The following is a 25781-nucleotide window of genomic DNA, read 5'->3' as shown; positions in this document are numbered from 1 at the left end:
CGCTATTCCTGCAATTCGGCTAGGGCAGCGCGGCGCAATGCCGTGTCGCTCATCCCTTTGATGATACGCTGGATGACGGATCTCTGGAGCACGCCAGCCCATTCCGGCCGAACCTCGGTGCCGTCGACGCCATCGACCTCCTCAAGCGCCGCAATGAGGTGCATCGGCAGTTCCCTGAACATGGCACAGAGCATCGGGATGAGTGTCGCGTAGCGCGCCGAATAGAGCAGATCGAGATCCCGGACGGTTTCGACGCAAATGATTGCCTCGAGCAGGTCGATGTCGAGCGCGGCGAGAATCCGCTGAAGTTCGTCGAAACTGATGGACGAGCGGCGCTTCGGATCGCGGTGGAGTAGCTTGCCGATCCGCGATTTGTTGATCCCGGCACGCGTCGAGAGGCAGCGGATGCTTACGGTATCCGCGCGCATGGCGCGCAAGATGAAAGGGATATAGTCCCTTTTTTGCTCGTCAGGCGAAGTCCCGCTCGTATGTGCTGGCTCTGCCCATTCGGCGCTATTTTCGTGCCAAGCCATATCCTATGCCCCCGAGGATCAACCTGGGACATGTCAGTCAATCACATGCTGAATGACGAAGCAAGAGAACGGAATCGATTCCTTCTGAATCTCTGATCGGCGATCCCGCGATTTGGGACACACGCGAACAAGCTCTCCCGTCCGGTCACGCTGGCCACGCGAACGTAATCAGGACATTGGAATCGCCATCTTTCGTAGTACTTCCGTTGTCCGATCGTCGGCAATGGAATCGAGAAGAATAAGCGACACCGCGTCAGGCACCGTCAATCTCTGTCCTATTCGGGCGGACAATTCTTTCTTGGTCGCGACGAGCTTGTCCGCGTCTTCTCGCGGGATACTCAAATAGATTTGAACGTCGCCTTTCGTGGGTATCAGCCGCAGATGATCGCGCATGATCTCGGGATCATGATCTTCGAGGATTGGCGCGCAGCTGACACGTTCAATGACCAGTTGGGCGAGTGACTGGAATCGCCCGGTCGCGTTCGAATGCACCCGGATTGCTTCAGTGGCGAGCTGGAACAATGGCGTCGATATGGAGAGCGCATACCCGCGTGATCGTCCGGTCATCGTCTCGATCCAGTCTGCCAATCATCCCACCGTCTCTCGGAACTTACTATAGCACGAATCGGGTAAAGGAGAGGATAACCCCGATTCGCCGCGTCCCCGATGCCGGACACCTTGTCCCGGAATTGAGCGCGGTCGTCCTCGATTGCGGGACAGTGTGGCCCGGAAAGCAGGACGGCCTGTCCCCAGAATAAGGACAGCGGAGCGTCTCCACCACAATATTTTTCAATTCAATTCTGTGCGCAGCCCGCGATCACCGTTCCCGGGTTGTTGTCTCACCTTTCCATTCGCACCGTTGCTACGGGTGCCAATTCCGCACCGACCCGACCTGCGAAAGGGAAGATCACATGCAACTCGTCCAGCAACGGCGGCAGCGGCTCGAGCTCGCTCTGTTCGCCTGTCTCATGTTCGCCTTCATGCTGCTTATGTTTGCCGGCGTGGCCCATGCGGGCGCCGACACCACCTTCGACACCGCGCTCACCAAGTTCTCCGATTTCCTGGAGGGCTCGGGCGGCAAGATCATCACCGTGCTGAGCCTTGCAGGCGGCATCGTCGCGCTCGCATCGGGGCGCTTCTCGCTCAGCCAGGTGGCCATTCCGGTCGGCGTGGGCGTCGGCGCCGGCACGGGCATCCCGATCGTCACTTCGACGGTGACGGCCACGATCTGAAACTGACGGTTTCCGGCGTCGTCTTGCGGCGGCGCCGGGCAGGGGGTGGCGTATGGCTACAGACCGGTATGTCGTTCCGCAGCATCTGGATGATCCCGAGCTGATCGGGCTCTGGACGCTGGATGAAGCTCTCGCGATGATCATTCCATTCGTGTGGGGCATCCTGACCCAGCATATCCTCATTGGCACAATCTTCTCGTTTGCCGGCTGGTGGGGTCTTAGGAAAGCGAAGTCGGGGCGGAAAGCTTCCTGGCTGTTCCATCTGGCCTATTGGCATTTGCCAGCAGGTTTCACGGGTCTTCGGGCCACGCCACCATCCCATCTGCGCTTGATGGCGGGCTGAGCATGGATCTCGCCCACAGCCATGCGCTTGGCCAGCGCGTCCTTCGCCAGCGCAACCTGCTGGCCGTATTGGCGGCAGTTTTTGGAGCGCTGTCACTCCTGCTCCTCACGGTGGCGGGAACGCGCGACCGCGAAGTGGTGCTCCAGCCGCTGCTCACCTCGCCGGTCACGATTTCGAGTTCGGGCGTCTCCAAGGACTATCTCGAGATGATCACGCGCGACGTCGCCGTGCTGACGCTCAACCGCAGCCCCCAGAATCTCGATTACTGGATGAGCGCCGTGCTGGCGATCACCCATCCGCGCGCGCAGGGCGAGCTCAAGGCGGAGCTGCTGAAGATCGTCGACGAACAGCGCGGCTCGAGCATCGTCCAGGTCTTCACGCTGCGCTCGATGCGCGTCGATACGACCGCGCTCATCTCGGAAGTGACGGGCGAACTCATCACCATCGTCGGCAACAAGGTGGTCTCGCGGGAGGTTCGGACCTTTCGCTACAGCTGGGAATACACGGGCCTCAGCCTGAAGCTGATCGGCTTCGGCATGGTCGTCGCCGACACCAGGAACAAGGATTCATGATGTCGGCATATCTCATCGCGTGCTTTGCGGGCGGCTCCGCGCTGCTCTCACGCCAGCAATGTCATGTCAGCCGGATCGCTGGCGCGGCGCTGGTCGCCGGCGGCATGTTCCTGCTCGCTACGCCGGCCTGGGCCGACCAGACGATCATGGCGGCCGACAGCGCGCAGGTCGACTGCGCGGCTTCGGCGCGCGATCTCACGCGCATCAGTCTGGTCGAAGACCAGTTCGCTTCGGTCTCCAAGGTGTCAACGGGCTCCCCATTGGACGACTTCACGGTCGTCAACGAGCCGGTGCGCGGGGACATCTATATCAGCGTCCCCGAAGGCTATTCACGTCCCGCCTTGTCTTTCTTCGGAACGACGCGCCGCGGCTATGTCTACAAATTCGTCTGCCGGATCGATGGCGACGACGCGCGCCAGGTGTTCGTCAGCAATCCAGCGATCGCGCGCGCGGACAGGGAGGGTGCTCCCCGCGCCGACGTGACCCCGCGAGAGGCCGCGGTCGAGCTGGTCCAGGCGATGTATGGCGGCAATATCCTCGATGGTTACGAGATGCGCCAGCGTGCGCTTACGCCCGCCACCGTCGGCCCGCTCAGGGTTCAGCTGATCGCCGAGTATAGCGGCGAGACGCTGAGCGGCCGCGTGCTGCGCATCGAGAATAGGGGCCGCGAGGCCGTCACGCTCGACAACAAGATGATCGCGCCCGCCAGCGCGCTCGCCGTGGCGGTGGCCGAACCGGAGCTGCCGCCGGGCCGCGTCACCACCGCCTATCTCGTCTGGCAAAATGGGAGCGGGCAATGAATTGGAGGGCACTCTTGCGCGGTCGCCGAGCGCCGGCCGGGACTGAAGAGATCAGCCCGGTTGCGCCCGAGCTTGGTCTGAACGACGCCGTGCGCAAGCGGCAGCGCCTGCTGCTCGCCGGCGTCGGCGCTGCCGGCATCGCATTATCGAGCCTGTGGATCTTTGGCGGCGATGGCGATGACAGCGCCGAACGTGCCGAGGGCGTGGCCGAGGTCAAGGTGTCGACGGCCGACATGGTCAATCGCAATCTTTCGGATCGCGAATGGATGGCGCTTTCGGAAAACCGCTTCCAGTCGACGGAGAACCAACTGCACACGGTGAGTGCGCAACAGCAGCGCGTCGATCAGCTAGCCCAGCAGGTCGAGCAGCTGCGCGGCGCGAACCAGTCGATGGCGGCCGACGGACAGCGCGTGCTGGCCGCCTACGAAGCGGAGAATGAGCAGCTGCGGCGCCAGGTCACTGACGCGCGCGCCGCGCCGCCGCCTGGTCCAAGCGCGCTCTACGGCCCAGGCGCACCGCCGCTTTATGACCGTCCGCCCAACGCCCCGTCCGAGGCAGGCGGCCCTGCGCCGGCTGCCCTGCGTGCCAGTGAAGTGAAGCTGGTCTCCTTCACGGCCGGCGAAAGCGGCCCGGCGACGCGCGCGCCGGCGGGGAATACGGTCTATTCCGACAGCGTCGACTATCTTCCGCCCAACAGCTTCGCGACCGCGCGCGTGATCGTCGGCGTCGATGCGAGTGCGGGAGTCAACAGCCAGACCGATCCGTTGCCGGTGGTGCTGCGCGTGACCGGCCCAGCGCGCTCGGTCGTCGATCGCGGCCGGCTGCTCACGACGAGCATCGAGGGCTGCCTCGTCAACGGCGCGGCACGCGGCGATCTGTCGAGCGAGAAGGTCTACGTGAAGCTTCAGCGGATGACCTGCCCGCAACCGGGCGGTCGCTATGCCGTCAGCGAGGTCAAGGGCTTCATCGCCTTTGCGGGTAAGACTGGCGTGCGCGGTCGGGTGGTCAGCCGGGAAGGCTCGCTTGTAACCCAAGCCTTTCTTGCGGGGCTGGTAGGCGGTTTCGGGCGCGGCTTCTCGGCAAATGCGAACAGCTTCCTTCAGGGAACCAACATCACCACCAATGGCCGGCGCGAGCAACTCTCGACGTCCGACATCCTGCAGGGCGGGCTTGGCGAGGGCGTGTCGCAGACCGGCGACATGGTCTCGAAATATCTGATCGAGCGTGCCGAGCAATATCAGCCGGTGATCGAGATGCCGACCGGCGTCGATGTCGAGATCGTCTTTCTGGAGGGTGCTTATGTCCGCAACTAGCCGCTGGGCAGCGTGGCGAAAGCCCCGTCTGCCGCTCAATCGTCTACCTCTTCGCGTGTTGTTCACCGGCGTCGGCCTGGTTGCGCTGGGCGCCGCCGGGATCGCCATGGCTGGCGGCTTCGCCGCTACCGATGCCGAGGTCGCTGCGCGGTTGCGCGACCGCCTTCCCAAGACCGAGATCAGCCGGGTGGACTGCTCACGGATCGAAGGGATTTGCGAGGTCACGGCCGGCAGCAACCTCTTCTATGTCGATCGTGGCGGCCGCTACCTCGTCATCGGCCGCGTCTACGATATGGAGACGCGGCAGGATCTGACGGCCGCTCGGCTCCTCGAGATCAATCCCGACATGCTTTTGGGCGGGTCGGCCTCCGCGGCGGTGGCGGCCGAGGCCGATGTCGGGGCGATGCCGCCCGGACGAACGGAGGCAGCCGAGGAGCCGCCGCGTAATCTTTCGGTCGCCGGCTTGCCCAAGGCTGGCGCCATCATCTGGGGCAATCCCTCCGCGCGCGACACGGTGACGATCTTCACCGATTTTCGGTGCAGCTATTGCCGCGTGTTGCATGCGGCGCTCTCGACGATGGACATCCGCGTGGTCGAGCGGCCGATCTCGATCCTCGGCAGCCGTGATCTGTCCGACCGGGTCTTTTGCGCCCGCGACCGGGTGGCCGCGCTCCATGCCGTCTATAACGGGCGCGACATCCCCGAGAGCGGTCCCTGCGACACGTCGGGCCTCGACGCCAATGAAAGCTTTGCGCGCAAGCAAGGGCTGGGGGGAACGCCGGTCATAGTACGCTCGGATGGCGCCATGCTCGAAGGGTTCCGGTCCAAGGAGCTTCTCGTGAGATGGCTCGCCGAGGGCAGGTCGTGACCGCCCCTCCGACACAGCCCGCGCTTCGGCACTTCGGCCGTGTGCTGCTGCCACTTGCCGCGCTTGCTGGCCTAGGCGGCTGCGCGGCCCTCTTCGGAAGCAATGTCCGGGGGGACTTTCAGTGCCGTGCGCCGGGCGGCACCTGCGCCCCCAGCGCGAGGATCGACGATCAGGCAATTGCGGTCATCGCACCGTCGGCGGACGGACCAGCGCCCGTTGTTCTGTCACCCGAACGAAGATCGGCGCGGGTCGTGGCTACGGCCACTGCGCCAGCGCGGACGCATGAAAAGGTTCTGCGCATCATGTTTCCGCCATTTATCGATGAACGGGGCCGTCTTCACGAGGCGAGCGCAATACACGCGGTCGTCGAGGGGAGCGACTGGCAGCTTGCGGTGGCCGCGGGCGACGCTGACGTGGCTGTGGCGGCCCCCGGCCACACGCTAGTCGAGGCGGTCGACCGGCGAGCGGCCGCCGAAGCGCCGGCGGCGGTTGTTTCCGATCCCCCCTCGGAGGCGGCCGTCGCCGCTGCGCGCGCGCGCATGCCCGTCAGCGTCGAGGCGATCCGCGAAGAGGTCGAGGCACGAATCGAAGCGCGCGCGCCGGGCTCCGGCGCGGCACTCACTCCCGCCGGTCCACAGCCCGAGAGCGCGCCGTCGACGACGGGGGAGGCGTCCGTGGTGCGTGCCGGAGGGTTTCCCGCGCAGGTGGAAGATCCGCAATGAGCGGGCGCCAAGGTCTGTTCGACGGACTGCTTGCGCGCATGTTCGGCGAGGTGCGTGCGCCCGACCGGGCGCGCCCGGAGATCGCGGTTCCGATGCTGGCGCATTGGTTGCCCTATCGCAGCTACGATCAGAAATCGGGGCTGTTCTACAATTCGGCGTCGCGCGGTTTTGTGGTCGAGGCGGCCCCGCTGGTAGGCTCGACCGAGAGGACCGGCGAGATCCTCGCGCAGTTTCTGTCCGAGGGCGTGCCGACGCCTGGTTGTATCCAGTTCTGCCACTGGATGAGTCCGCGGGTCGGGGAGCGGCTCTCGCAATGGTATCTGCCCCGCTATGCGGCGCGCGGCGTCTACGAACGCATGGCGCGCCATCGGACAGAGTTCCTGACGGGTGGCGTCTGGTCATCACTGTCGGCTGACGCGCCGTTCTCCCTGCGCAACCATCGCGTTCTGATTTCTCTCTCCTTTCCCGAGAGCGCCGCGATCACGACGGAGGAGATCGTCGCGGTCCGCGAAAGCCTGCTATCGACGCTCCAGTCGGTAAATGTCGACGCGCGCGCGCTCGACCCGGTGGCGCTGATCGCCTGGGTCGATGACATCACCTCGCCCACAACCGCGTCCGGCGACGATGCGGTGAGCTACAATGCTCTCGATCCGATCGCCGACCAGGCCGTGCGGCGCGACATCGAGTTGCGCGTAGAGCCGGACCGGCTTCTGCTGCGCACCGAGCGGTTTCGGCCGACCGGAGCGGACGTCGATGGTGCGCCCGAGATCGGCGAGATCTATCCCGATACCTTCGATATCCGGTCCTTTTCCGTCCGCAACCTGCCGACGCGCTGGGCGCCCTGGGACGTCGCCCGGCTGATCGGCGACATGTTCACCGACAAGCTGCGGATGCCCTGTCCGGTCGCGACGAACCTGTGCCTGGAATTTCCCGATCCGGAGGCGCTATCGAGCCGGGCGAGCTACAAGTTCATGCGGACCACGAGCCTCGCAGATTCCCAATCAGCGCGCTTCCTGCCGCAGCTGCGCGACCAGTCGCGCGAATGGCAATATGTCCAGGAGGAGCTCCGCCAAGGCCGCAAGCTAGTCCGGGTCTTCTATGGGGTTACCGCTGTCTCCCCCGAGGGGAGGGGCGATTCCGACGAGCGCGTGCTCAAATCGGTCTACCGGGCGGCCGGCTGGGATCTTCACGACGATCGCTATTTGCAGATGATGGGTCTCTTGTGCGCGATGCCGATGACGCTCGGCAACGGCCTCGCCCGCGATCTCGACCGCATGAAGCGGCTGCGCACGATGCTCACCACGACCGCCGCTAGTCTCGCGCCGCTGCAAGGCGAGTATCTTGGTGGGCCGATTCCGCATCTCCTGCTGGTGGGCCGGCGTGGACAGCCTTTTTTCTGGAGTCCGTTCCAGAACGCGGCGGGCAACCACAATGTCGCGGTGTTCGGCAAGTCGGGTTCGGGAAAATCGGTGTCGCTCCAGGAGCTTTGCGCGGCCCTGTGCGGTGCAGGCGCCCGTGTCGTCGTTATCGATGACGGCCGCTCCTTCGAGCATTCCGCCAAGCTGCAGGGCGGGGCCTTTGTCGAGTTCACGATGAGCTCGGGCTTTTGCCTCAACCCGTTCGGCATGATCGATACCGGTCGCGCGGAGGACGATCCGGACTATCTGCTCGACTGCATGGCGATGCTGAAGGCGATCGTGAGCCAGATGGCACGCCACATCGACCGGCTGAACGATACCGAACGCGGCCTGATCGACGGCGCGGTCAACGAGGTCTGGCAGGCGAAAGGCCGCGACGGGCTGATCGACGATGTGATCGCCTCGCTCGAGGGCAGCGGCAATCTGCTCGGGTCTGACCTCGCCATTGCGATGCGCCCGTTCGGCAGCGGTGGCACCTACGGCAGCTTCTTCATTGGCGAGGTGTCGTTTGAGCTGTCGGCAGCGCTGACGGTCTTCGAACTGTCCGACCTGTCGGCACGGGAAGAGTTGCGCAGCGTCGTGCTCACCGCGATCATGTTCATGTCGAGTCAGGTGATGCGCCGCATCGACCGGGCCATCCCGAAGATGCTGCTCATCGACGAGGCCTGGCAGCTGCTGCGGGGCGGGGCAATGGGCGACTTCGTGGAAGTCTATGCTCGGACCTGCCGCAAATATGGCGCGAGCCTCGTGACGGCGGCCCAATCGCTCAACGACTACTACAAATCCGCCGGTTCGGTGGCTGCGCTTGAGAATAGCGACTGGTTCGTCATCCTCGAGCAGAAGGAAGAGACCATCGCGGATCTGCGCAAGCATGATCGGCTCAAGCTTGACGACTATGCCGATGCGTTGCTGCGTTCGCTGAAGAGGCACGGGACCGAATATTCCGACATCATGATCAAGGGGCCGGATACGCTAGCGGTCGGCCGGTTGGTTCTCGATCCCTTCTCGGCGACTCTTTATTCATCGAGTCCGCGCACCTTCGCGGCCGTCGATGCACTGGTCGCGGACGGATTTCCCATCGACGAGGCGATCGCCCGGGTCGCCTTTCCAGAACGTGATGATGCGGCTGCCGACAGCGCCGCCCGCGCGGCGACGGAATAGGTCATGGCGACACAGCACGCGACCACGACCCGAGGCCAGACCGCCCAAGCGTCGTCAGAGCGTCCGCTTCGCGGAATCGCCTTGTTTCTGGCCGATCGGCCGTCGAGCCCGGCGCCGGCGCAACCGGAGGACCCATCATCGAAGCGACCCGCCCAGCCCGAACCGCCCCGTTTTCGGATTGGAGACATCATTCATTTCTATCTGCATCTCTTGGGCGTGGTGGCTTCTACCCAGCTGATCGTCTGGGGCCTCTTCTTCCTGCTGTTCCTGCTCCTCGGCGACGCCTCGATCGACGGCATGATGCGCCAGCTCGCCAATCTTTCGACCCGCTATGTCGCCGCAGGATTCGAACGCCAGATGCAGTTCAAATGGATGTTCGCGGCCGCCGATCTGCTTCTGTGCTTTGCCGTCATTGTCATTCGCCATGAGCGGCGGCTGCCGCCGAAGCGCACCAGGGTCTCCGCCAATGACTGAGTACGAACCCGAGCTTGCGTTGCCGCGGCCGCCGGGCACGCAACCGTCGCCCCCGCGGCACAGCATCCGCATTGGTGGCTTCACTCTTGCGCAGTTTCTATTGGGCCTTCTTGGCATGACGGCGCTCATCTGGGCCATTTGGGCGACCCATGCGATTCTGGACCGCAGTAACCGGCAGGACATCGTGTCGGTCCGCTTGTCGTCGATCATCGGCGAATATGTCCAGGCCCAGGCCCGCAGCGCGTCGCCGCCCGCCTCGGTGGAGGCCGAGATGCGGCGCTTCATGGAGAGCCTCGACACGCAGTTGCAGGCCCGCAGCGCCAAAGGCCAGATCGTCCTTGTCGGCGAAGCGGTGCTGAGCCGCAACGTGCCGGACGTCACCGCAGAGCTGCGCCGGTCGGTTTACCAGTCGGGCATCGCCTTGCCGGATCGCGCCCCGGAGCCCCCGGCAACGCCCGTCGAGCCGCGGGCCGGCGCTGCGGCGGTGGTCCCGTCGCAGGCACCCGAAACGAATCTCGCATCGCCATTCGACGGCTTCGTCGGCGGCGGAGCGGAAGGAGCGGGCGATGCCGGCCCGGCCAATTGAGCGCTTCCGACCGCGGTGGCGCCTGTGGGGCATGGGAGGACTCCTTTGCGCGGCCCTGCTTGTCCTCGATGCGGTGGCGGCATGGCGCGACGATCATGCGCTCCTGATCAATGCCAGCGATTCCCTTCCGAACTGGGCGTTCTTCATCCATCGCAATAAGGCGCCGGCGCGCGGCGACTATATCTTTTTCGATCCGCCGGACTCGGACCTCGTGACGCGGCATTTCGGGAAGCGCGCCGTGCCGTTCGGCAAGCTGGTGATCGGTATGCCCGGTGAGCTGGTCGCGCATCGGGGGGCGCTCGTGCTGGTCGAGGGCAGGGCGGTCGCCCGCATGAAACCTCGAACAAAGGGTGGCGAACCACTTACGCCGGGCGCGACGGGGCGCATTCCCGAAGGCTGCTACTATCTGGGTACCGAGCATCCCGACGGTTTCGATTCACGCTACGCGGAGATCGGCTTCGTCTGTCGCGACCGAATCATCGGCACCGGGATCGCGATCCTGTGACCCGGGCCGGGCGTCTCCTTTGCCTGGGTGTCGTACTGGCGACATGCGGCTTGTCGTCGAGCGACGCGCGGGACTTCGGCGTTTTGGGCCAGACCTTTCCGATCGTCGAGCCGGACCTGCTGGCGACGATCGAGGCGCGGCTGCGCCATCTCGAGAAGAGCGGCGGGATTGATGCCGCCAATGCCGAATTCGCGCGCAGGGCGGAACAGAACATTCGGCGCCCAAAGCCTGTCGCCGGTATCGCCCGTGCGACACAGGCGCGCAGCTGGTCGTTCGATCCGACCATCACGGTCGAGAACGATGTTCGCGATCACAAAGGCAATCTGATCGCGGCGCGCGGCGCGAGGGTCAATCCGCTCGATTTCGTGACTGTCAGCCAGGATCTTGTCTTCGTCGATGGCGACGATCGCGAACAGATGGACTGGGCCACCGGCGCCTACAACGACAGCAAGGCCAAGATCATCATGGTGTCGGGCTCGCCGATCGACGCCATGACGGCACGCAAGCGGCGCTTCTATTTCGATCAGGAGGGCCGTCTAACCGAACGGTTCGGTATCCGTCATGTGCCCGCCATCGTCACCCAGGACGGCAAGGCGATGCGGGTGAGCGAGACTCCAATTAAGCCGAAGGGAGCGGGATGATGCCGCTCTGGCTCGACCTGCTGCGAACTCCAATGGCGGCGCCGGAAACTGCGGCGCTTCGTCGCTGGCGTCTCGCGTGGCTTGTCCTGTGCCTCGCGCTCGCGGCCTGCATCATGGCGCTGAGCCCTTTGCGCCGCCTGACGGGGCGGGTTGCCCCGGCGGCGGCGGGCGTTCTGCTTGTCGCGGTGCTGCTAGTCGGTCTGGTCTATTTCCGTCGGAAGAATGCCGCGGATCGCGCCTGGAACGACGGCGACGTGCGGGAGCCAGACGAATGAGCCGCCTGCGCATCCTCGCAATGGGCTTGCTTCTTGCACTTGGCGTCGCGTTGGCGTCGACGCGTGCCGAGGCGGCCGATCCGACCTGCAACGGCAAATTCGTGAACCCGATCACCGACGTCTGCTGGAGCTGCCTGTTCCCGCTGTCGATCGGAGGGTTGAAGATCTGGCCGAGCGGGCGCCCCGACACAAACAACCCCGCCTCGCCGATTTGCGCGTGCGCCGATCCCATCCCCCGGATCGGAATCTCGGCTGGTTTCTGGGAGCCGGTGCGGCTGGCTGATGTGACCATGAAACCGTGGTGCTTCGTCAATCTCGGCGGCATGCGTGTCGCGCCCGGCTTCGACATCGGCCAGGGCTATCTCGCGGGCCCCTCGATGGTCGGCGGCCGCTCGCAGTCGACGGCGAAATGGCATGTCCACTGGTATGTCTATCCGCTGCTTTACTGGATGGAGATCCTGACTGATTTCCTCTGCTTCGAGCAGGCGAGCTTCGACATCGCGTATATGACCGAGGTCGACCCCTTGTGGCAGGACGATACCCTGACCGCGCTCATCAATCCCGAGGCCGTGATCTTCGCCAACCCGCTCGCGGTTGCTGCCTGCGCGGGCGACTGCGTGGCCGCGACCGCCAATTTGCCGCTCGACAGCCTGTTTTGGTGCGCCGGCTGTCAAGGCACGATGTATCCGCTCAACGGCAATATTCCGGCCAGCATCGGGCACGTCCAGTCCTCGCGGCTCGCGCTGTCGCGCTTCGCCTACAAGATGCACCGCCAGGGTCTTGCCTGGGGAACAATGGGCTCTCGCGGCCTGTGCAACAAATATCTGATGCCGATCATGCGCAAGCAGCAATATCGCATCCAGATGGTCAACCCGATCCCCACCGTGAGCGGGCGTTTCGCCTGCTCCGGCATCGGGGCGTCCACCATGCCGCCCGATGCGGGTCGCGCCTATCCCGCCGGCGGCGAGGATATGGGCTACCTCATCTGGCGCAAGCGCAACTGTTGCGTGCTGTGAGGCGGCGTGTGCGGTTCCTTTTCGCCGGCCTGGCCGCGCTGACGGGCCTGGCGGGGCTGACCGCGTTGCTCGCGCAGACCGTGGACGGTCTCGACCTTGAAGCGGTGAAGCGCCGCGCGGCCGAAATGCAGGCCGATGCCGAGGCATTCGCCGAGCATGTTCGCAACCGCGGTGACGCTCATCGCGGCGAAGCCGAGGAGCTGCGTGTCGAGGGAATGGAAACCCTCCGCGAACTCGCGGGCACCGACCTGCCGGCGGGCGCGTCCGGTCCGATCGATTTCGACGAGCTTGTCTCCGGCGCCGGCGCCAATGCGTCCGGGCCGCGCGGGCAAGCGCCCCAGCTCATCGTCTTTGCATCCCTGTCGATGCCCGAGGCATCGCTCAAGCGCCTGATCGCCGATACGGCGCGCGCGCGGGGTGTCGTCGTCTTTCGCGGCTTTCCGGACAATTCCGCGCGGAAGTTTACCGCGGCAATCGCCAAGGTCGTCGAGGATGAAACCGCTGGCGCCTCGGTGGGGATCGATCCGCGGTTGTTTCGGGCATTCGACGTGCGCGCGGTGCCGACCTATGTCGCCGTGTCGAGCGACTTCGATCTGTGCGACGGCTTCGCTTGCAAGACGCAGGTGCCGCCCTTCGACCGGCTCGTCGGCAATGTGACGCTCGACTATGCGCTGTCGGCATTCGCGGAGGGCAGGGGCCCCGGTGCTGCCGTCGCCGGCGTGGCGCTCGCCAATCTGCGGCGGAACGAGCCATGAGGTGGTCGTCCTTCCTGGGTGCTGTGATCGCCATCATGCTCGCAATGCCGGCGGCAGGTCAGACGACGCGCGAAGAGGCGCGCGAGGAAGGGAAGGCGCTGGCCGAGGAAGCGCGGCGGAACAGCGCGCTGGTGCCGAGCGAGGAGAGCCAGGCCGAAGTCGTGCCCGGCTATGCTGGCACGACGGTCCCGCAATCATCCTATTTCGACGATCCCGACAGGCTGGTGTCCGACGCCAGCGCGGCTGCTTGGTCCAACGAAAGCTATCGCACGGTCACCGATCCCGACGGGGTCAGGCCGACTTTCAGCAATTCCGAGATTCTTGCAACAACGGCGCGGGCGACCGCGATCGAAGGCGATCCGTCCACCTATCTCGAGGGCGAGGCCTATGGCGGATCGGCGGGAAGCTGCACGCCGCTGCCCCCAGGCACCGCCACGGCCGGCTACTATGAAGCGAGCTGCAACGTCGGCGCGACTGTGGAGGAAGAACGTCGAACCTGCACCGTTACGCTCGATGTCAGGATCGAGCGCAGTGACGTATACACATATTATACGGGTCGAATGAACGGTTTGCCGGGCGATGGCGGGGTCTATCCCGCGCGCGCCGCCTTCGATGACGAGATCGCGGCAGGCATTTGCCGCGAGACGGGTTCGATAGACTATTGCGGGAATTTCGGGCCTTTCGGCTACACGCCTTCGCCCGATTGCCGGAGCCTTGGCCACACCGCCTATGAGGTCAAATGTTCGGCGCCAGCGACCGGTATCAGCCATGGCATTTATCATTCGGGCATCGTTCTAGCGACCGGCGAATATTGGCTGTCCCATGAAGAAGAAGCGGGAGCGCCGATCTTTACGCGCAACGATTCCGACTGCGCCTCGCTGGCGGCGGACAGCCAATGCACGGTGCAGACGGAGATCTGCCTCGAGAACGATCCGGTCACGCGCGACATCGACGGCGTATCAGTGTCGCAGGGCTGCTGGGCCTGGTCGCGCGCCTATATGTGTAACAGCATCGGCCATGACGATGACTGTTCGGAATTGGCGGGGAATGCGTCCTGCTCTCATGTTCGTGATGAGTGTCTCGACGAGGAATCTGATGGCGGTCCGTGCAAGGTTACGGAGAGGATTTATCGCTGCCCGGTTCCCGGCGGCGATGCCTCGACGGACCAGCAATATATTTGCGGCGATGATGTCTATTGCATCAATGGCGATTGCGAGCCGATCGTTCGGGAAGCCTCGACCGAATTCAAGGATGCCCTGGTCGCGCTCCATGCGCTCGGACAGGCAGGCGAGGAATTCAATCCCGATACATTGACCGTATTCTCCGGCGAACGTGACACATGCCACAAGCCGGTTTTCGGACTGATCAACTGCTGTGCGGGCAAGGTCAGCGGGCTGCTCACCGTCGGGGCCGGTCTTGGGGCGCTTGCCGGCGGTCCGACAGCGATCGCCGCGCTGGCAACGCCTTTCCTCACGCTGTTCGTCTGTTCGACGCAGGAGAAGATGCTCGACATCAAGGATCGGATGGGGTTCTGCCACAAGGTCGGATCCTATTGTTCGTCGAGCTTCCTGGGGATCTGCAAGACCCGACGCACAACCTATTGCTGCTTCGAAAGCAAGCTGTCGCGGATTCTTCAAGAGCAGGGGCGGACGCAGCTCGGGAGACCCTGGGGCACGCCCAAAAACGAACAATGTCGCGGTTTCTCAATCGACGAATTCGCAAGGCTCGATCTGTCGAGGATGGATTTCACCGAGGTCTATGCCGAGTTCATCGACGCTGCCCGCTTGCCGGATGAGGTCGAAACGATCGCCGACATCCAGCAGAAGATCAGCGATTACTATGAGCTGCATGGAGCGCCCGATGGTTCCTGACTTCGAGCTGACGCGATCTCCCGCGGGCGGATGGGCCGGCGAGCCAGTCCGGGCTAGCGGCGCGGCCCGCAGAAGGGAGAATCCGCGATGCGAATGATCTTCGCTCTAGTCGCCGCCTGGGCGGCCGCCTTCGCCATGACGCCCGCTTCTGGCCAGTCGGGATCGAGTTCGCGCGATGGCGTCGAGACGGAGCGGGCGGACGACGCCTTCTACTGTCGGGAACGGCGCCTCGGCACTTGGTTCTACTGCGGCACGCCGCGACCGGCGGAGACCGAGCGGTCCGCTCCGCCACCTGAGATGGCGGCGGCCGAGCGTCTGGCGGCTATCACGCGCCAGCTCGACGAATTGAAGGCGCAGGCGATCCTCGAGCCGAGTGAGGAGAATGTCATCGCCTATGTCCGCTTCCAGCGGGAGCAGCTCGATCGTGCTTCGACCTTCTCCGACACCTGGCAGCGTGCGTTGTGGCAGAATCCGGACCTTGACTACACATTGCAGCGTCCGGTCTCGACGCTTGGCAAGCGCGCCTGGCTCGACAATCGGCAGGCCGACCGATCCGCGGTGCTGACCAGGTTGGGCGAGCGTTACGGCATTTTCTATTTCTACGCGCAGTCCTGCGGGGCTTGTGACATCTTCGGTCCGATTCTGCGCTCGGTTGCGGACAGTCACAGGCTGGCGGTCATGGCCGTGTCGATGGATGGCGGACCGTCGCGCGATTTTCCCAACTATGTCGTCGACAGCGGACAGCGCGCGCGCATGGGCGTTCCCGGCAGCGAAACGCCGGCACTGGTCTTGTTCGATACCGCGACGCGCCGCACCGTGCCGATCGGCTTCGGCATCATGAGCGCCGACGAGCTGATGGACCGAATTTTCGTCCTCACCAATACCAATGTCGGGAGTGACTTCTAGATGAAAGGGAAGCCCTTTCCGCGCCTGCGCGCGCCTCTGCGTGGATCCGTCAATGTTGCGGGCATCGCCGCGGCGCTTCATCTTGCCATGGTGCCGACGGCGGCACGGGCCGACGTCGCCGGACAGATGAACAGCTTCTTCAACGATGCTGGTGGTGCGGCCAATGTGACCGGACCCACGGCATTTCAGGGGCAATCGGCGGGCTATTATTCGCTGGGCAATCTGTGGACCCGGTTTCCTCAGAAGAGCGTCTCGCCGTTCAACCTCCAATTGCCGAGCGCGCGCGCCGGCTGCGGAGGGATCGACCTGTTCTCCGGCAGCTTCTCGTTCATCAACGCGAGTGAAATCGTCGCTATGCTCAAGGCGACCGCGAACAATGCGCTCGGCTTCGCCTTCAAGCTCGCCATCGATTCTGTCAGTCCCGAGATCGGCAAGGTGATGGATGAATTCAGTCAGAAGGCGCAGCTGCTCAATCAGATGAACATCAATTCCTGCGAAACGGCGCAGGCATTGGTCGGTGGGATCTGGCCGCAGATGGACACCACCCGGGCGACGATCTGCGAGGCGGTTGGCAATAGCCAGGGCGTATTCAGCGATTGGGCGGCAGCGCGGCAGGGTTGCAATAACGGCAACCAGCGCGACAGCACGATCGCCGGCAACAGCGACGCCGCGATGGCGGACCATCTTGTCGGCGAGCCCCACAACTATACATGGGAGGCGTTGAAGAAGTCCGAGAAGTTCGGCGCGTTTGACCAGAATTTCAGCGAATATATCATGTCGCTCGTCGGCACGATCGTGACGCGCCCATCAAGTGATCCCTCGGTCGGCGGCAATGTCGTGATCTTTGGTCCCGCGGAGGATGCGGTAGTGACGGCCCTGCTCGACGGGACGGCCGATGCCCCGCCGGTGAGGATTCTGCGCTGCAATGACGATCCTTGTCTCGATATCGGCGAGCAGACGCTTGTCGTTCCCGCCTCCTCCGCGCTGCGGCCGCGGATCGCGACGATGATCCGCGACATCAGCCTCAAAATCAGGTCCGATACGGCCATCAGCCCGGCCGAGCGGCAATTGCTCAACCTGGCGACAATCCCTTTGTTCAAGATCCTCGCGGTCCAGGCGGCCGCCAAATATGCGCTGACCGATGGCGAGATCGAGACCCTCGCCGAGATTGTTTCGGTCGACATTCTGAACGCCATGCTCGACAATATGCTGGACCGCGTCGAACAGGCGAAGATCCACTTTCAGACGGCCGACCAGGCGACCGCCGATCAGTGGCGCCGGCAAATCGCAACCACGCGAGCGAGGTTCGCGCAGCGCAGCGTGCGGCTCGACCAGAAGCTGGCTGTCACGCTGCAGATAATCGACCGCAGCATCATGCTCGAATCGACGCTTCAAAACAGCATGACACCGGCGATGGGGGCCGCGCTCAACTTCTCGCGAGGGTTGAGCGCCCAGGGTCTTAACTGACGGTCGCCCGGGATCATGCTCGAGGTCTTCACGATCGGCGGCGGCGAGTATCTCGTCAATGTCTTCAACGCCGTGGCGGCGTGGTCGGGGGGCGGGGGCTATCGCGCGCTGATCCGCGTCGCGCTGGTGATGGGACTGATCTACGCGCTGCTCGTGGTCGCGTTCACGCTTAACTATCGCTCGTGGTTCAACTGGTTCTTGCAGGCGACCGCCATCTATCTGTGCCTGATGGTCCCGACGATCGACATCAAGGTGACGGACCGGCTCAACCCGGCCCTGGCGCCCGCTACAGTCGACAACGTACCGCTGGGGCTAGGCGTGCTGGCAAGTTTCACCAGCCAGGTCGGGGACTATCTGACGCGCACCGCCGAGACGGTGTTCAGCATGCCGAGCGAGCTGAACTACAGCGGCAACGGCATGGTCTATGGGTCGCGCTTGCTCGACGCGACGCGTAATTTCGAGATCCGGGATGCCGAGTTCGCGACCAATCTCGAGGAGCATTTCAAGTCCTGCACCTTCTACGACCTGATGCTCGGCTTCAAGTCGATGACCGATCTTTCGCGGGCTGCGGATCTTTGGGCGACGATCGGTCCTGGCTCGGAAGCCCGCTCGCAAAAATGGGTCGAGCGCCAATCCGACGGCTCCGTGGAAACGTCGATCCTGACCTGCCGCACCGCATACCAGGCGCTCGACGCGCAATGGACTCCGATGATCGAGGCGAACCTGCCGATATGGGGAAGGGAAGCCTTTCCACGGCTCAGCAATGCGCTCGCCGCGGACAAGCTGCGCCACGACGTGCCTGTCGTCGCGCAGGCATTTACCGGCGGGTCGCCGACCTATGCGAGTGTGCTACGGCAAAATACGGCGATCAATGCCTTCGCCCAGGCACGCAACGGCATGGCCGGCGGCAGCGGTGCGGCCGCGATCGACACCTTCGCGACGACACGCGCCGACATTCAGGCGCGCAACACCTATAACTCGATCGCGCAGCAGGCGATGGCTTGGGTACCGGTCCTGCACATCGTACTTACGGTCGTTTTCTACGCCATGTTTCCCGTCATTTTTCCGCTATTCCTCATGCCGCAGACCGGCGTCGCGGCGCTCAAGGGCTATGCGACAGGCTTCTTCTATCTGGCGGCATGGGGGCCGCTCTATGTCGTCCTCCATATGATCTGCATGACGCGCGCGGAGATGGCAGCAACTGGAATAGCGGGCGGCGGCGTCACGCTCGGCACCTTCGCCGGGATCGGGGCAGTCAACGCCGAGACGGCGACGATCGCCGGCTTCATGTTGATGTCGGTTCCGTTTCTCGCGGCAGGCCTCGCGCGCGGTGCGATGGGCATTGCCAGCCACAGCATGTCGATGTTGGCGCCAGCGCAAAATGCCGCCGAGCAAGCGGCAGCGGAGCAGACCACCGGGAATTACAGCTATGGAAATGTGAGCGCCGGAAACTGGACGTCCAACATGCGCCAGAGCAATCAGTGGCAGACGGCGGCGAGCTATATGTCGGGCGCCGCCGGGGTCAGCGTTCGCCAGGACAATGGCGCGACCGTTGGTGGGTTTGGCAACGGCAGGGACGTGATCGACACGAGCGCCGCCATTTCCAGGCTCCAGTTCACGCCGACAATGAACACAGGGACGGTCGCCGAGTGGCGCGAGCTGGCCAGCGAGGCGGAGCGCCAGGCGGAAAGCTTCCGCAATGCCGCCTCGTCGGTGCTGACCGCGCAGCATCGTAACGCGGTGTCGACGACGCTGTCGCACGAACGCACGTCGGGAAGCGAGGCGAGTGCCGGTGTTCAGTCGGGCACATCGGTCGAGCAGTTCGACCGCCGCACCACCACCGGCGGCGAGAGTATCGAGCAGCGGTCCAGCGAAAGCGAGCGGGCGGGTGTGACGGATAGCCGCGATCGGCGCGTCATTGTCTCTCGATCCGTTGGTGGATCGCTCAATGCCGGCACTGGCGCGGGCCGCGGTGGGCAGGGTCCCGCGCCACAAGCGCAGAGCGGTCAAGGAGGAGCTTCGCAAGGCCGCCCGCCCGCTCCTATCCGCGGCGCCGGCTCCGTTTCTGTAGGGGCAAACGCCGATCAACAATCAGCGCTCGGCCACCAGACCCAGAGGTCTCGCAGCGCCGAAACCCAAAACAGCTCGGGAAGCTCCGTGCGGGACGATCATGCCAGTGGGAGCGGCGCTTCGTCCTCCGAGGGCACCTATGAACGAGCAGGTTCGTTCAACCGGTCGTCGACGACAAGCTCGGATGCGAGCGTAAGCGAGGATTCGCTGGCCCTTGCGCATTCCTACACGCGATCGGCTGAGCGGCTCGATGAGATCGCTCGATCGCTCAACCGCGATGCGAGCTATGCCGAGAGCCACGGCATGCAGCTTTCCGAGAATCTGAGCCAGGACCTCGCGCAATGGTATCGCCGCGAACAGGCACGCAATCCGGGCATGGATGTTCCCGAACTGTGGGCCACGGATCTGTCCTATCATCAGCAGTCGGTCCGTGCCGAGATGATCGCACGGTGGATGGACGAACGCAGCGACGTCATCCGCGCCGAGATCGACGACTATCTGGTCCGGCCGAACATGGTCGACATCGAGCGCCCCGACGTCTCATCTTCGGCGGACGTTCGCGGACGGTATGCGCCGGCGCGTGTGGGAGGCGGCGGCGGAGCGCCGTCAGCACGGGGCATTGCGGATGCGGATGCGATCATCGACGCTGGAAGGGCCGAATTGGAGGATCGGCGGGCAGCTGCGCGTGCTGGGCGAAATCTGCATGTCGAAGCCGGGTCGCAGGTGCGCCAAGAAGTCCAGGACAATCAGGATATCGGCTTTTTCAACGATCCCGATCTAAGGAAATGACGCTTCAAAATACCAGATGATCGATCGCCAGAATCAGCCCACCGACGACACCGAGCAGTGCAATACCGATCGCTTTTCCCAGGCCCGAATATGGCGACTGAGAGCGATCGCCATATTCCAGCAGATCGCTTCCATCGTGGACGTAGCGCGAGATCGGACCGCCTTCGTGGTCGTGCGTCGCGTTGAAGGTGTTCCAGTCGAATTTTTGCATGGCGTATCTCAGCCGCAGGCTTACAGTGTTCGTGCAATGTTCGCAAATTGATTCGACGCGAGGATCCTCGGGGCGTCTCTCTTGCTCTCGCGGAGCGGTGCCGGGCGACCTTCAGGAAGCGATGTCAAAGGCTAGGGTTAAATGTCGGGATTTAGGCGAGGGCACCCTCCACTTATGATCACACAGAATGGCGAAGCCAAGGCCGTAATTCAGGGCGTGGTCAGCTATACGAGAACCCAGGAATTGCTCGCCTTGTTCAAGCTGTTGGCGATCGCGCGCGACGACGTGGCAGCAGGCCGGGTTCAGTCTCTTGCGGGGCTAAGGGAACGTATCCGCGGACGCATTCGATAAGGATACACGCCCGATCGGCAGGAAGGGAGACCCGGCTCGCGGAGCTGGACGCTTCGATCGCACGCGGCCTAGCCGACGCGGGCCGCACGGCGCCGGCGGAGGGCCTGAGCGATGCCGAGGAGGACCACAATCGCACTCGATCTGGCTCTCGATCCCTTGTCGCCCGCCCAATCCTGGCGTATATACAAATGCGTTACATAGAAGGATGACTCCAATGAACGTCACGGCTGTCCGGAAAGAGACACCGGTCTCGATGCGTTTTCGCAACGATGATCTCGCGATCATCGATCGAGGCGCTGCATCGGTCGGTCTGTCCCGTACGGAGTTTGTTCGCCGGGCAGCGCTGCATGATGCTCAACTCGCGATGCTCAACGAGCGCGTGGTTCGAGTTTCTGACGAGACGTTTACCGAGTTCCTTGCTGCGATCGATGCACCGGTGAAGCCGCTGCCGCCGAAAGCGCAGGAACGACTGACTCGCAAGGCGCCTTGGGCCTGAACATCGCGTGGCAATTTCATCAGTAGAACCACTTTCGGCTTCACATCATCTTGAGGAGTTCGAATGCGGAAAGCCTGCTTTAGACGACTGGTTGAAATCCTATGCGCAGGCCAATCAGCGCAACGATTTCACGCGTGTCATGGTTGTTCATGAGGAAGGCCGCGTAGTAGGTTATTATGGCTTGGCTCCAAGCGCGATTGATCCAGCGGCCGCCCCGCGCAGAATCCGCACAGGTCGCCCGCCGGATCCAATTCCCTGCCTTTTGATCGGTCAGCTGGCTGTGGATCAGCGGGAGCATGGTCGCGGAATCGGGTCTGCGCTCGTCACAGACGCGCTACGGCGGTGTCTAGCGGGTGCTGAAATCATCGGGGGTCGGGCAATCGTTGTACGCGCCATCGACGCCGATGCCGAGCGGTACTGGCAAAGTTGGGGGTTTGTTGCGGCCCGCGACGATGCTTCTGTGCTTATGCGAGCGATCGGAGACGTCCGTGCGGCGTTGACAGCCACAGATAGTCAGAAGGTGTCAGCGGCGGACCCGTGAAAGGACGCGCGCTGCAACATTGCTGCGCACGGCGAGCTTGCGGCCATTGCGATGGACTATCAATCTTGCCAATTTTTGCCAAAGCTACTAAATAGACAAGCATGAGCACAATGAACATCTCGCTGCCTGAGACGCTCAAGAGCTTCGTCGACGAGCAGGTCCTGGGCCGCGGCTATGGCACGAGCAGCGAATATGTGCGCGAGCTGATTCGCAAGGACCAGGAGCGGCAGCGGCTGCGCCGCCTGCTTCTGGACGGCGCGGAGTCCCCGCCTGGAGCCCCTGCTGACGGAGCATATTTTGAGCGGCTGCGCGCGCGGGCTCGCCGCACGGAATGACTGCGAGGCGGGTCGTCCCGCGCGACCAGGCTCAACGCGACATTGAGGAAGCTATCGACCATTATGCGCGCGAGGCCGGTGCGGATATCGCGCTCGGCTTTGTTGACGCGTTGGAGGCGACCTACCAGACCATCGCGGAGCATCCCGGCATCGGCTCGCCGCGCTATGCACATGAGCTGGACCTGCCGGGGCTGCGCCATCGCCGGCTCGAGCGCTATCCATGGCTTGTCTTCTATGCCGAACGGGACGACCATATCGATGTGTGGCGCGTACTCGATGCTCGTCGCGATATCCCTGCTTGGCTTGGCGAGCCCGGTGACAGCTAGCCTTCCAGGTCAAAGGCGACGGAGATGCGAGATCGCAACTGACCGTTGGGGTTTTGCGAATCTTTTGGAAAGGCGCCTATTGCAGCGACCGTCACGCACTTGAAGCAGACGAGCGCGCGCACTTTGTCACGCGGTTAACTGCGGACCCTTGAAAGGACGCGCGCTGCGACGTTGCTGCGCACGGCGAGCTTGCGGCCATAGCGTAGCGCGGTCGTCGGCGAGCTCCAGCGGAGCGCCTGCGCAATGCCGGCGCCGTCTTCCCCTGCCGCAAAGAGATCCTGGGTCAGGCCGACGCGCAGCGAGTGGGTGGACAAGGCTTGCACCGCATCGAGCAGCTTGCCTGCAGACAGCTCCACCAGTCCGATCTCATATGCCGCGATGGCTACACGGCGGTAGATGCCGTTGACGCCCTGCCGGGTGAGAGGCGCTGTCCCAATGGAATAAGTCGTTCGCGCCAGCGCGGCCTCTGGCTCCGCCTCGTGAGCGCGCCGTCGATCGACGCCGACGCGGCGAAAAAGCGGCCCCTCTTCGATGCCGCTTGCGTCACGCCACGCGCCGACCCGCCGCATGGTTTCGGCCGACAGCCACGCCCAAGCGCCCTCCTGCTCCTGATCGGTCTTGGAGAAGGGGATGAACAGGGTCGCCGAGCCATCCTTGTGCGGGTCGATATGCTTCGCTTCCACAACAGTGAGTTCGCTGACCCGTAGACCGGCATCATAGCCGAGTGATAACAGCGCCGCGTCCCGCAAACCCTGAAGATCGCCACCGCAGGCGTCGAGCAGCGCGGCAAGGGTGAACCCCTTTGCGGCATGGGGGTCCAGCGCCTTGCCCAGCCTCAATGGCGCTGCCTGGCGCTGCAATGCACCTCTACGCCGCCGGATGGCTTTAAGTGCCGCACGCACCATCGGCGCGTCGGTGGGCGCTGCATCGCTGGCCAATCCCATCAGGCGATGAACCGAGCCGAGGCTCGCGATGCGCCGCGCGAGCGTCGAGGGCTTCTTGCCCCTGGCGTCCAGCGCGTTCACGTAACGCACCATGTCCTCGGGATCGGCCGGGAGCGGGGACCGGCCTTCGTCGTCGCACCAATCGCGCCAGCAGTCGAGATCGGCAGCGATCGCCGCCTTGGTCGCATCGGCCATTGCCGTAAGCGCGGTCTCAAGCCCGAGCTGGCTGACCGGCGGGAGGTCGGTCGGAACGATGCCGCCGATCGTGCGAAGCAGCCGTATATCGACGGGTTCGGCGTCAGCGTTGCGTGATCGCATCGGAAGCGCCGCGTCATCTGTCCTGACGACGATGATCTCCGCGTCGGACCGGTCCAGAGGCTTCTCGATCATGTGCGTATTTTGCCCCTACCCTACCGTTTGCGCGACCCTATACTTACCATAATCTCCCATTATGGTAAGTGAGAAAATCAGGTGGGGAGGGGATGCTTCGTCGCATTTTTGGCGTGTGCTCAGCCCGAATCATTTTGGCCCTGAGGCTGGACCGATCCAACATGCCGACGCTGCAATGAGCCACACGCTGATCAAGATCCGCCGACGCGGGCCGTCGCACGCGACAAGGCCATTGCCAGCCTGCTCAGGATTGAACCCGGCCAGAAGGTCGGACTGATCGGCGTGGTTAATCCCCTGGTCGCCGCGATCGAGGAGCAGGGAGGGGTTTGTCTGCCCTGCGACTTCAACATGGAAACCACGCAGTTCGGTCATGCCGTGGCGTCGGATATGGAGCCGGTCCTGGCCGACGCCGACATGGTGATCGCCACCGGCATGACCATGAGCAACGGTTCGTTCGACCGGCCGCTCGCGGTTGCGCGCGAGCGCTCCATCCCGCTTTTGATCTATGCACAGACGGGCAGCGCCATCGCGCCTTGCTTCCTGGGCAACGGGATCGCGGCAATCTCCGCCGAACCCTTCCCCTTCTCGCAATTCAGCGGCGATCCCACCCCGGTCTATCTCTATCGTTCGACGGCCGAGGGTAGCGATGAGTGATGCGGCCTCCGCCGCCTATTCCGACGAAACGCGCCGGAGAGGTTTGCGCTCGCTGCTGATCTATACATTTTTCATGGTGATCGGGTTCACCATGGTCATGCCGTTGGTCGCCGTTCACTTCGTCGACCGCATCGGCATGGCGGCTGCCACCGTCGGGCTTGCCTTGGCGGTGCGGCAGCTCGCGCAGCAGGGCCTTGCGATCTTCGGCGGGCTATGGTCCTACCGGGCCGGCCCGCGCCGGATGATCGTGCTTGGGGTTCTGCTCCGCGCCGTGGGGTTTGGCGCGCTCGCCTTTGCGCACGACCTGCCCAGCCTTCTGCTGGCGATGGTCGTCTCGGCGCTGGGCGGTGCCTTGTTTGAAGCGCCTTACCAAGCTGCGATCGCGGCGCTGACGGCCGAGCAGAACCGCGCCCGATATTATTCGCTGAGCAACACGGTGAGCGGGATCGCCACGACGCTCGGACCTCTGATCGGTGTCGCCTTGCTCCGCTTCGATTTTCAGGCCGTATCACTCGCCGCCGGTGCCTGCTTCGCCTTCAATGCGCTCATCGCCATGAAGCTGCCCCATATCGAAGCGGGAGGCCCCGACAGCGGCTTCAAAGCCAGTTTCAGCCTGGTGCTGCACGACAGGCCGTTTGTGCTGATGACGCTCTTGATGATGGCATATTGGTTCGTCTCGGTCCAAATGAACATTACCTTTCCCCTCTTGGTGATGCGCCTTACCGGCTCCGAAACAGGGATCGGTATCATGTTCGCCCTGAGCGCAGGCATGTCGATCGTGCTCCAATATCCCTTGGTCCGATGGCTCGAAAAGCACCTTTCGACCGCGCAGATTCTCATTGCCGGCGTCGTCATCATGGCGGCGGGCGTCGCGGCAATGGCCCTCGTCTCCAGCTTCGCACCCTTCCTGGCCTGTGTCGCCATTTTCTCCCTGGGCGCGATCCTGACCCGACCGACACAGCAGAGTATCATCGCGAGCATGGCCAATCCCGCCGCGATGGGGACGTTCCTCGGCTTCAGTTCGCTGGCGCTCGCATTTGGCGGCGGTATCGGGAACGTGGCCGGGGGTTGGATGTTCGACCAGGCCACCACCTTGGGCGTGCCGGCGCTTCCATGGACGGTGTTTGCCGGAATGGCGGCGCCCTGCGCGCTGGGCCTTGCCATGCTGCTCAGAACAAAGAGCACGAACCAAGCCGGCGAATAGACGCCCGGCCGC

General features: G+C 63.9%; 30 protein-coding genes. 26 read left to right on the top strand and 4 right to left on the bottom strand.

The annotated features are described in order from the left end of the window. Positions 1-2: 2 nt before the first annotated feature. Together KRZ98_RS17235 and KRZ98_RS17230 are read right to left on the bottom strand one after the other, a co-directional pair. Complete coding sequence (locus KRZ98_RS17235) at positions 3-428, bottom strand: XRE family transcriptional regulator (protein ID WP_368389851.1); 426 nt, start codon at positions 426-428, stop codon at positions 3-5. Positions 429-701: 273 nt separating this feature from the next. Continuing rightward, positions 702-1121 carry a hypothetical protein gene (locus KRZ98_RS17230; RefSeq protein WP_217674663.1) on the bottom strand — a complete coding sequence of 140 codons (420 nt, stop codon included), beginning with the start codon at positions 1119-1121 and terminating at the stop codon, positions 702-704. A 323-nt stretch (positions 1122-1444) separates the two neighbouring features. Here KRZ98_RS17230 and KRZ98_RS17225 point away from each other — a divergent pair, with 323 nt between their 5' ends. The 19 genes from KRZ98_RS17225 (at position 1445) to KRZ98_RS17135 (ending at position 20317) form a co-directional block, all read left to right on the top strand. Then, the gene (locus tag KRZ98_RS17225; protein WP_217674662.1) at positions 1445-1765 is read left to right on the top strand and encodes a TrbC/VirB2 family protein; all 321 of its coding nucleotides are present in this window, start codon (positions 1445-1447) and stop codon (positions 1763-1765) included. 52 nt (positions 1766-1817) lie between these two features. After that, positions 1818-2108, top strand: a complete 291-nt coding sequence (gene traL, locus KRZ98_RS17220) for a type IV conjugative transfer system protein TraL (protein WP_217674661.1) — start codon at positions 1818-1820, stop codon at positions 2106-2108. Positions 2109-2110: 2 nt separating this feature from the next. Then, positions 2111-2680 carry a type IV conjugative transfer system protein TraE gene (locus tag KRZ98_RS17215; RefSeq protein WP_217674660.1) on the top strand — a complete coding sequence of 190 codons (570 nt, stop codon included), beginning with the start codon at positions 2111-2113 and terminating at the stop codon, positions 2678-2680. Further along, complete coding sequence (locus tag KRZ98_RS17210; RefSeq protein ID WP_217674659.1) at positions 2677-3480, top strand: type-F conjugative transfer system secretin TraK; 804 nt, start codon at positions 2677-2679, stop codon at positions 3478-3480. Before KRZ98_RS17215 ends, KRZ98_RS17210 begins: the two co-directional genes overlap by 4 nt. Continuing rightward, positions 3477-4793, top strand: a complete 1317-nt coding sequence (locus tag KRZ98_RS17205; RefSeq protein WP_217674658.1) for a TraB/VirB10 family protein — start codon at positions 3477-3479, stop codon at positions 4791-4793. The genes KRZ98_RS17210 and KRZ98_RS17205 overlap by 4 nt, the downstream gene beginning before the upstream one ends. Continuing rightward, positions 4780-5661, top strand: a complete 882-nt coding sequence (locus KRZ98_RS17200; RefSeq protein ID WP_217674657.1) for a DsbC family protein — start codon at positions 4780-4782, stop codon at positions 5659-5661. Before KRZ98_RS17205 ends, KRZ98_RS17200 begins: the two co-directional genes overlap by 14 nt. Beyond that, on the top strand, positions 5637-6383 hold the full coding sequence (locus KRZ98_RS24450; RefSeq protein ID WP_217674656.1) for a TraV family lipoprotein: 747 nt from the start codon (positions 5637-5639) through the stop codon (positions 6381-6383). Before KRZ98_RS17200 ends, KRZ98_RS24450 begins: the two co-directional genes overlap by 25 nt. After that, the gene (traC, locus tag KRZ98_RS17190) at positions 6380-8962 is read left to right on the top strand and encodes a type IV secretion system protein TraC (protein WP_217674655.1); all 2583 of its coding nucleotides are present in this window, start codon (positions 6380-6382) and stop codon (positions 8960-8962) included. Before KRZ98_RS24450 ends, traC begins: the two co-directional genes overlap by 4 nt. A 3-nt stretch (positions 8963-8965) precedes the next feature. After that, complete coding sequence (locus KRZ98_RS17185) at positions 8966-9436, top strand: hypothetical protein (protein ID WP_217674654.1); 471 nt, start codon at positions 8966-8968, stop codon at positions 9434-9436. Next, positions 9429-10022, top strand: coding sequence for a type-F conjugative transfer system protein TrbI (locus tag KRZ98_RS17180; protein ID WP_217674653.1), 594 nt, complete (start codon positions 9429-9431; stop codon positions 10020-10022). Before KRZ98_RS17185 ends, KRZ98_RS17180 begins: the two co-directional genes overlap by 8 nt. Beyond that, positions 10003-10527: a S26 family signal peptidase gene (locus KRZ98_RS17175; protein WP_217674652.1), complete on the top strand. Its 525-nt coding sequence runs from the start codon at positions 10003-10005 to the stop codon at positions 10525-10527. The genes KRZ98_RS17180 and KRZ98_RS17175 overlap by 20 nt, the downstream gene beginning before the upstream one ends. A 23-nt stretch (positions 10528-10550) precedes the next feature. Then, positions 10551-11168, top strand: a complete 618-nt coding sequence (gene traW, locus KRZ98_RS17170; RefSeq protein WP_302849129.1) for a type-F conjugative transfer system protein TraW — start codon at positions 10551-10553, stop codon at positions 11166-11168. Next, positions 11168-11443: a hypothetical protein gene (locus KRZ98_RS17165; protein WP_217674810.1), complete on the top strand. Its 276-nt coding sequence runs from the start codon at positions 11168-11170 to the stop codon at positions 11441-11443. Before traW ends, KRZ98_RS17165 begins: the two co-directional genes overlap by 1 nt. Next, on the top strand, positions 11440-12459 hold the full coding sequence (traU, locus tag KRZ98_RS17160) for a conjugal transfer pilus assembly protein TraU (RefSeq protein ID WP_217674650.1): 1020 nt from the start codon (positions 11440-11442) through the stop codon (positions 12457-12459). Before KRZ98_RS17165 ends, traU begins: the two co-directional genes overlap by 4 nt. 8 nt (positions 12460-12467) lie before the next feature. Further along, positions 12468-13214, top strand: a complete 747-nt coding sequence (gene trbC / locus KRZ98_RS17155) for a type-F conjugative transfer system pilin assembly protein TrbC (protein WP_217674649.1) — start codon at positions 12468-12470, stop codon at positions 13212-13214. After that, entirely contained in the window at positions 13211-15085 is a 1875-nt protein-coding gene (locus KRZ98_RS17150; RefSeq protein ID WP_217674648.1) for a conjugal transfer protein TraN, read from the top strand. The genes trbC and KRZ98_RS17150 overlap by 4 nt, the downstream gene beginning before the upstream one ends. Before the next feature lie 135 nt (positions 15086-15220). Then, complete coding sequence (locus tag KRZ98_RS17145; RefSeq protein ID WP_254798642.1) at positions 15221-15991, top strand: conjugal transfer protein TraF; 771 nt, start codon at positions 15221-15223, stop codon at positions 15989-15991. An 87-nt stretch (positions 15992-16078) separates the two neighbouring features. Continuing rightward, a complete protein-coding gene (locus KRZ98_RS17140; RefSeq protein ID WP_254798641.1) occupies positions 16079-17458 on the top strand; it encodes a conjugal transfer protein TraH in 1380 nt (459 codons plus the stop codon). 15 nt (positions 17459-17473) lie between these two features. After that, a complete protein-coding gene (locus KRZ98_RS17135) occupies positions 17474-20317 on the top strand; it encodes a conjugal transfer protein TraG N-terminal domain-containing protein (protein WP_217674646.1) in 2844 nt (947 codons plus the stop codon). 4 nt (positions 20318-20321) lie between these two features. On the opposite strand, the gene KRZ98_RS17130 is transcribed toward KRZ98_RS17135, so the two are convergent. Then, a complete protein-coding gene (locus tag KRZ98_RS17130) occupies positions 20322-20528 on the bottom strand; it encodes a hypothetical protein (RefSeq protein ID WP_217674645.1) in 207 nt (68 codons plus the stop codon). A gap of 141 nt (positions 20529-20669) precedes the next feature. On the opposite strand from KRZ98_RS17130, the gene KRZ98_RS17125 reads away from it, so the two are divergent. The 5 genes from KRZ98_RS17125 (at position 20670) to KRZ98_RS17105 (ending at position 22577) form a co-directional block, all read left to right on the top strand. Next, positions 20670-20879, top strand: coding sequence for a type II toxin-antitoxin system prevent-host-death family antitoxin (locus KRZ98_RS17125; protein WP_217674644.1), 210 nt, complete (start codon positions 20670-20672; stop codon positions 20877-20879). 214 nt (positions 20880-21093) lie between these two features. Further along, on the top strand, positions 21094-21375 hold the full coding sequence (locus KRZ98_RS17120; protein WP_217674643.1) for a DUF1778 domain-containing protein: 282 nt from the start codon (positions 21094-21096) through the stop codon (positions 21373-21375). Positions 21376-21382: 7 nt separating this feature from the next. After that, on the top strand, positions 21383-21916 hold the full coding sequence (locus KRZ98_RS17115; RefSeq protein ID WP_217674642.1) for a GNAT family N-acetyltransferase: 534 nt from the start codon (positions 21383-21385) through the stop codon (positions 21914-21916). 110 nt (positions 21917-22026) lie between these two features. Next, positions 22027-22251, top strand: a complete 225-nt coding sequence (locus KRZ98_RS17110) for a type II toxin-antitoxin system ParD family antitoxin (RefSeq protein ID WP_217674641.1) — start codon at positions 22027-22029, stop codon at positions 22249-22251. Then, entirely contained in the window at positions 22248-22577 is a 330-nt protein-coding gene (locus KRZ98_RS17105; protein ID WP_217674640.1) for a type II toxin-antitoxin system RelE/ParE family toxin, read from the top strand. The genes KRZ98_RS17110 and KRZ98_RS17105 overlap by 4 nt, the downstream gene beginning before the upstream one ends. A 134-nt stretch (positions 22578-22711) precedes the next feature. Here KRZ98_RS17105 and KRZ98_RS17100 read toward each other — a convergent pair whose 3' ends face one another. Beyond that, complete coding sequence (locus KRZ98_RS17100; RefSeq protein ID WP_217674639.1) at positions 22712-23911, bottom strand: tyrosine-type recombinase/integrase; 1200 nt, start codon at positions 23909-23911, stop codon at positions 22712-22714. Between the two features lie 231 nt (positions 23912-24142). On the opposite strand from KRZ98_RS17100, the gene KRZ98_RS17095 reads away from it, so the two are divergent. Beyond that, positions 24143-24565 carry a DUF364 domain-containing protein gene (locus tag KRZ98_RS17095; protein WP_217674808.1) on the top strand — a complete coding sequence of 141 codons (423 nt, stop codon included), beginning with the start codon at positions 24143-24145 and terminating at the stop codon, positions 24563-24565. Then, a complete protein-coding gene (locus KRZ98_RS17090; RefSeq protein ID WP_217674638.1) occupies positions 24558-25769 on the top strand; it encodes an MFS transporter in 1212 nt (403 codons plus the stop codon). The genes KRZ98_RS17095 and KRZ98_RS17090 overlap by 8 nt, the downstream gene beginning before the upstream one ends. Positions 25770-25781 lie beyond the last annotated feature (12 nt).

It is taken from the genome of Sphingobium sp. AS12 (assembly GCF_019097845.1).
Taxonomy (GTDB): domain Bacteria; phylum Pseudomonadota; class Alphaproteobacteria; order Sphingomonadales; family Sphingomonadaceae; genus Sphingobium.
The sequence above is the reverse complement of the archived record's forward strand: the minus strand, read 5'-3'. Positions and strand labels throughout refer to the sequence as shown.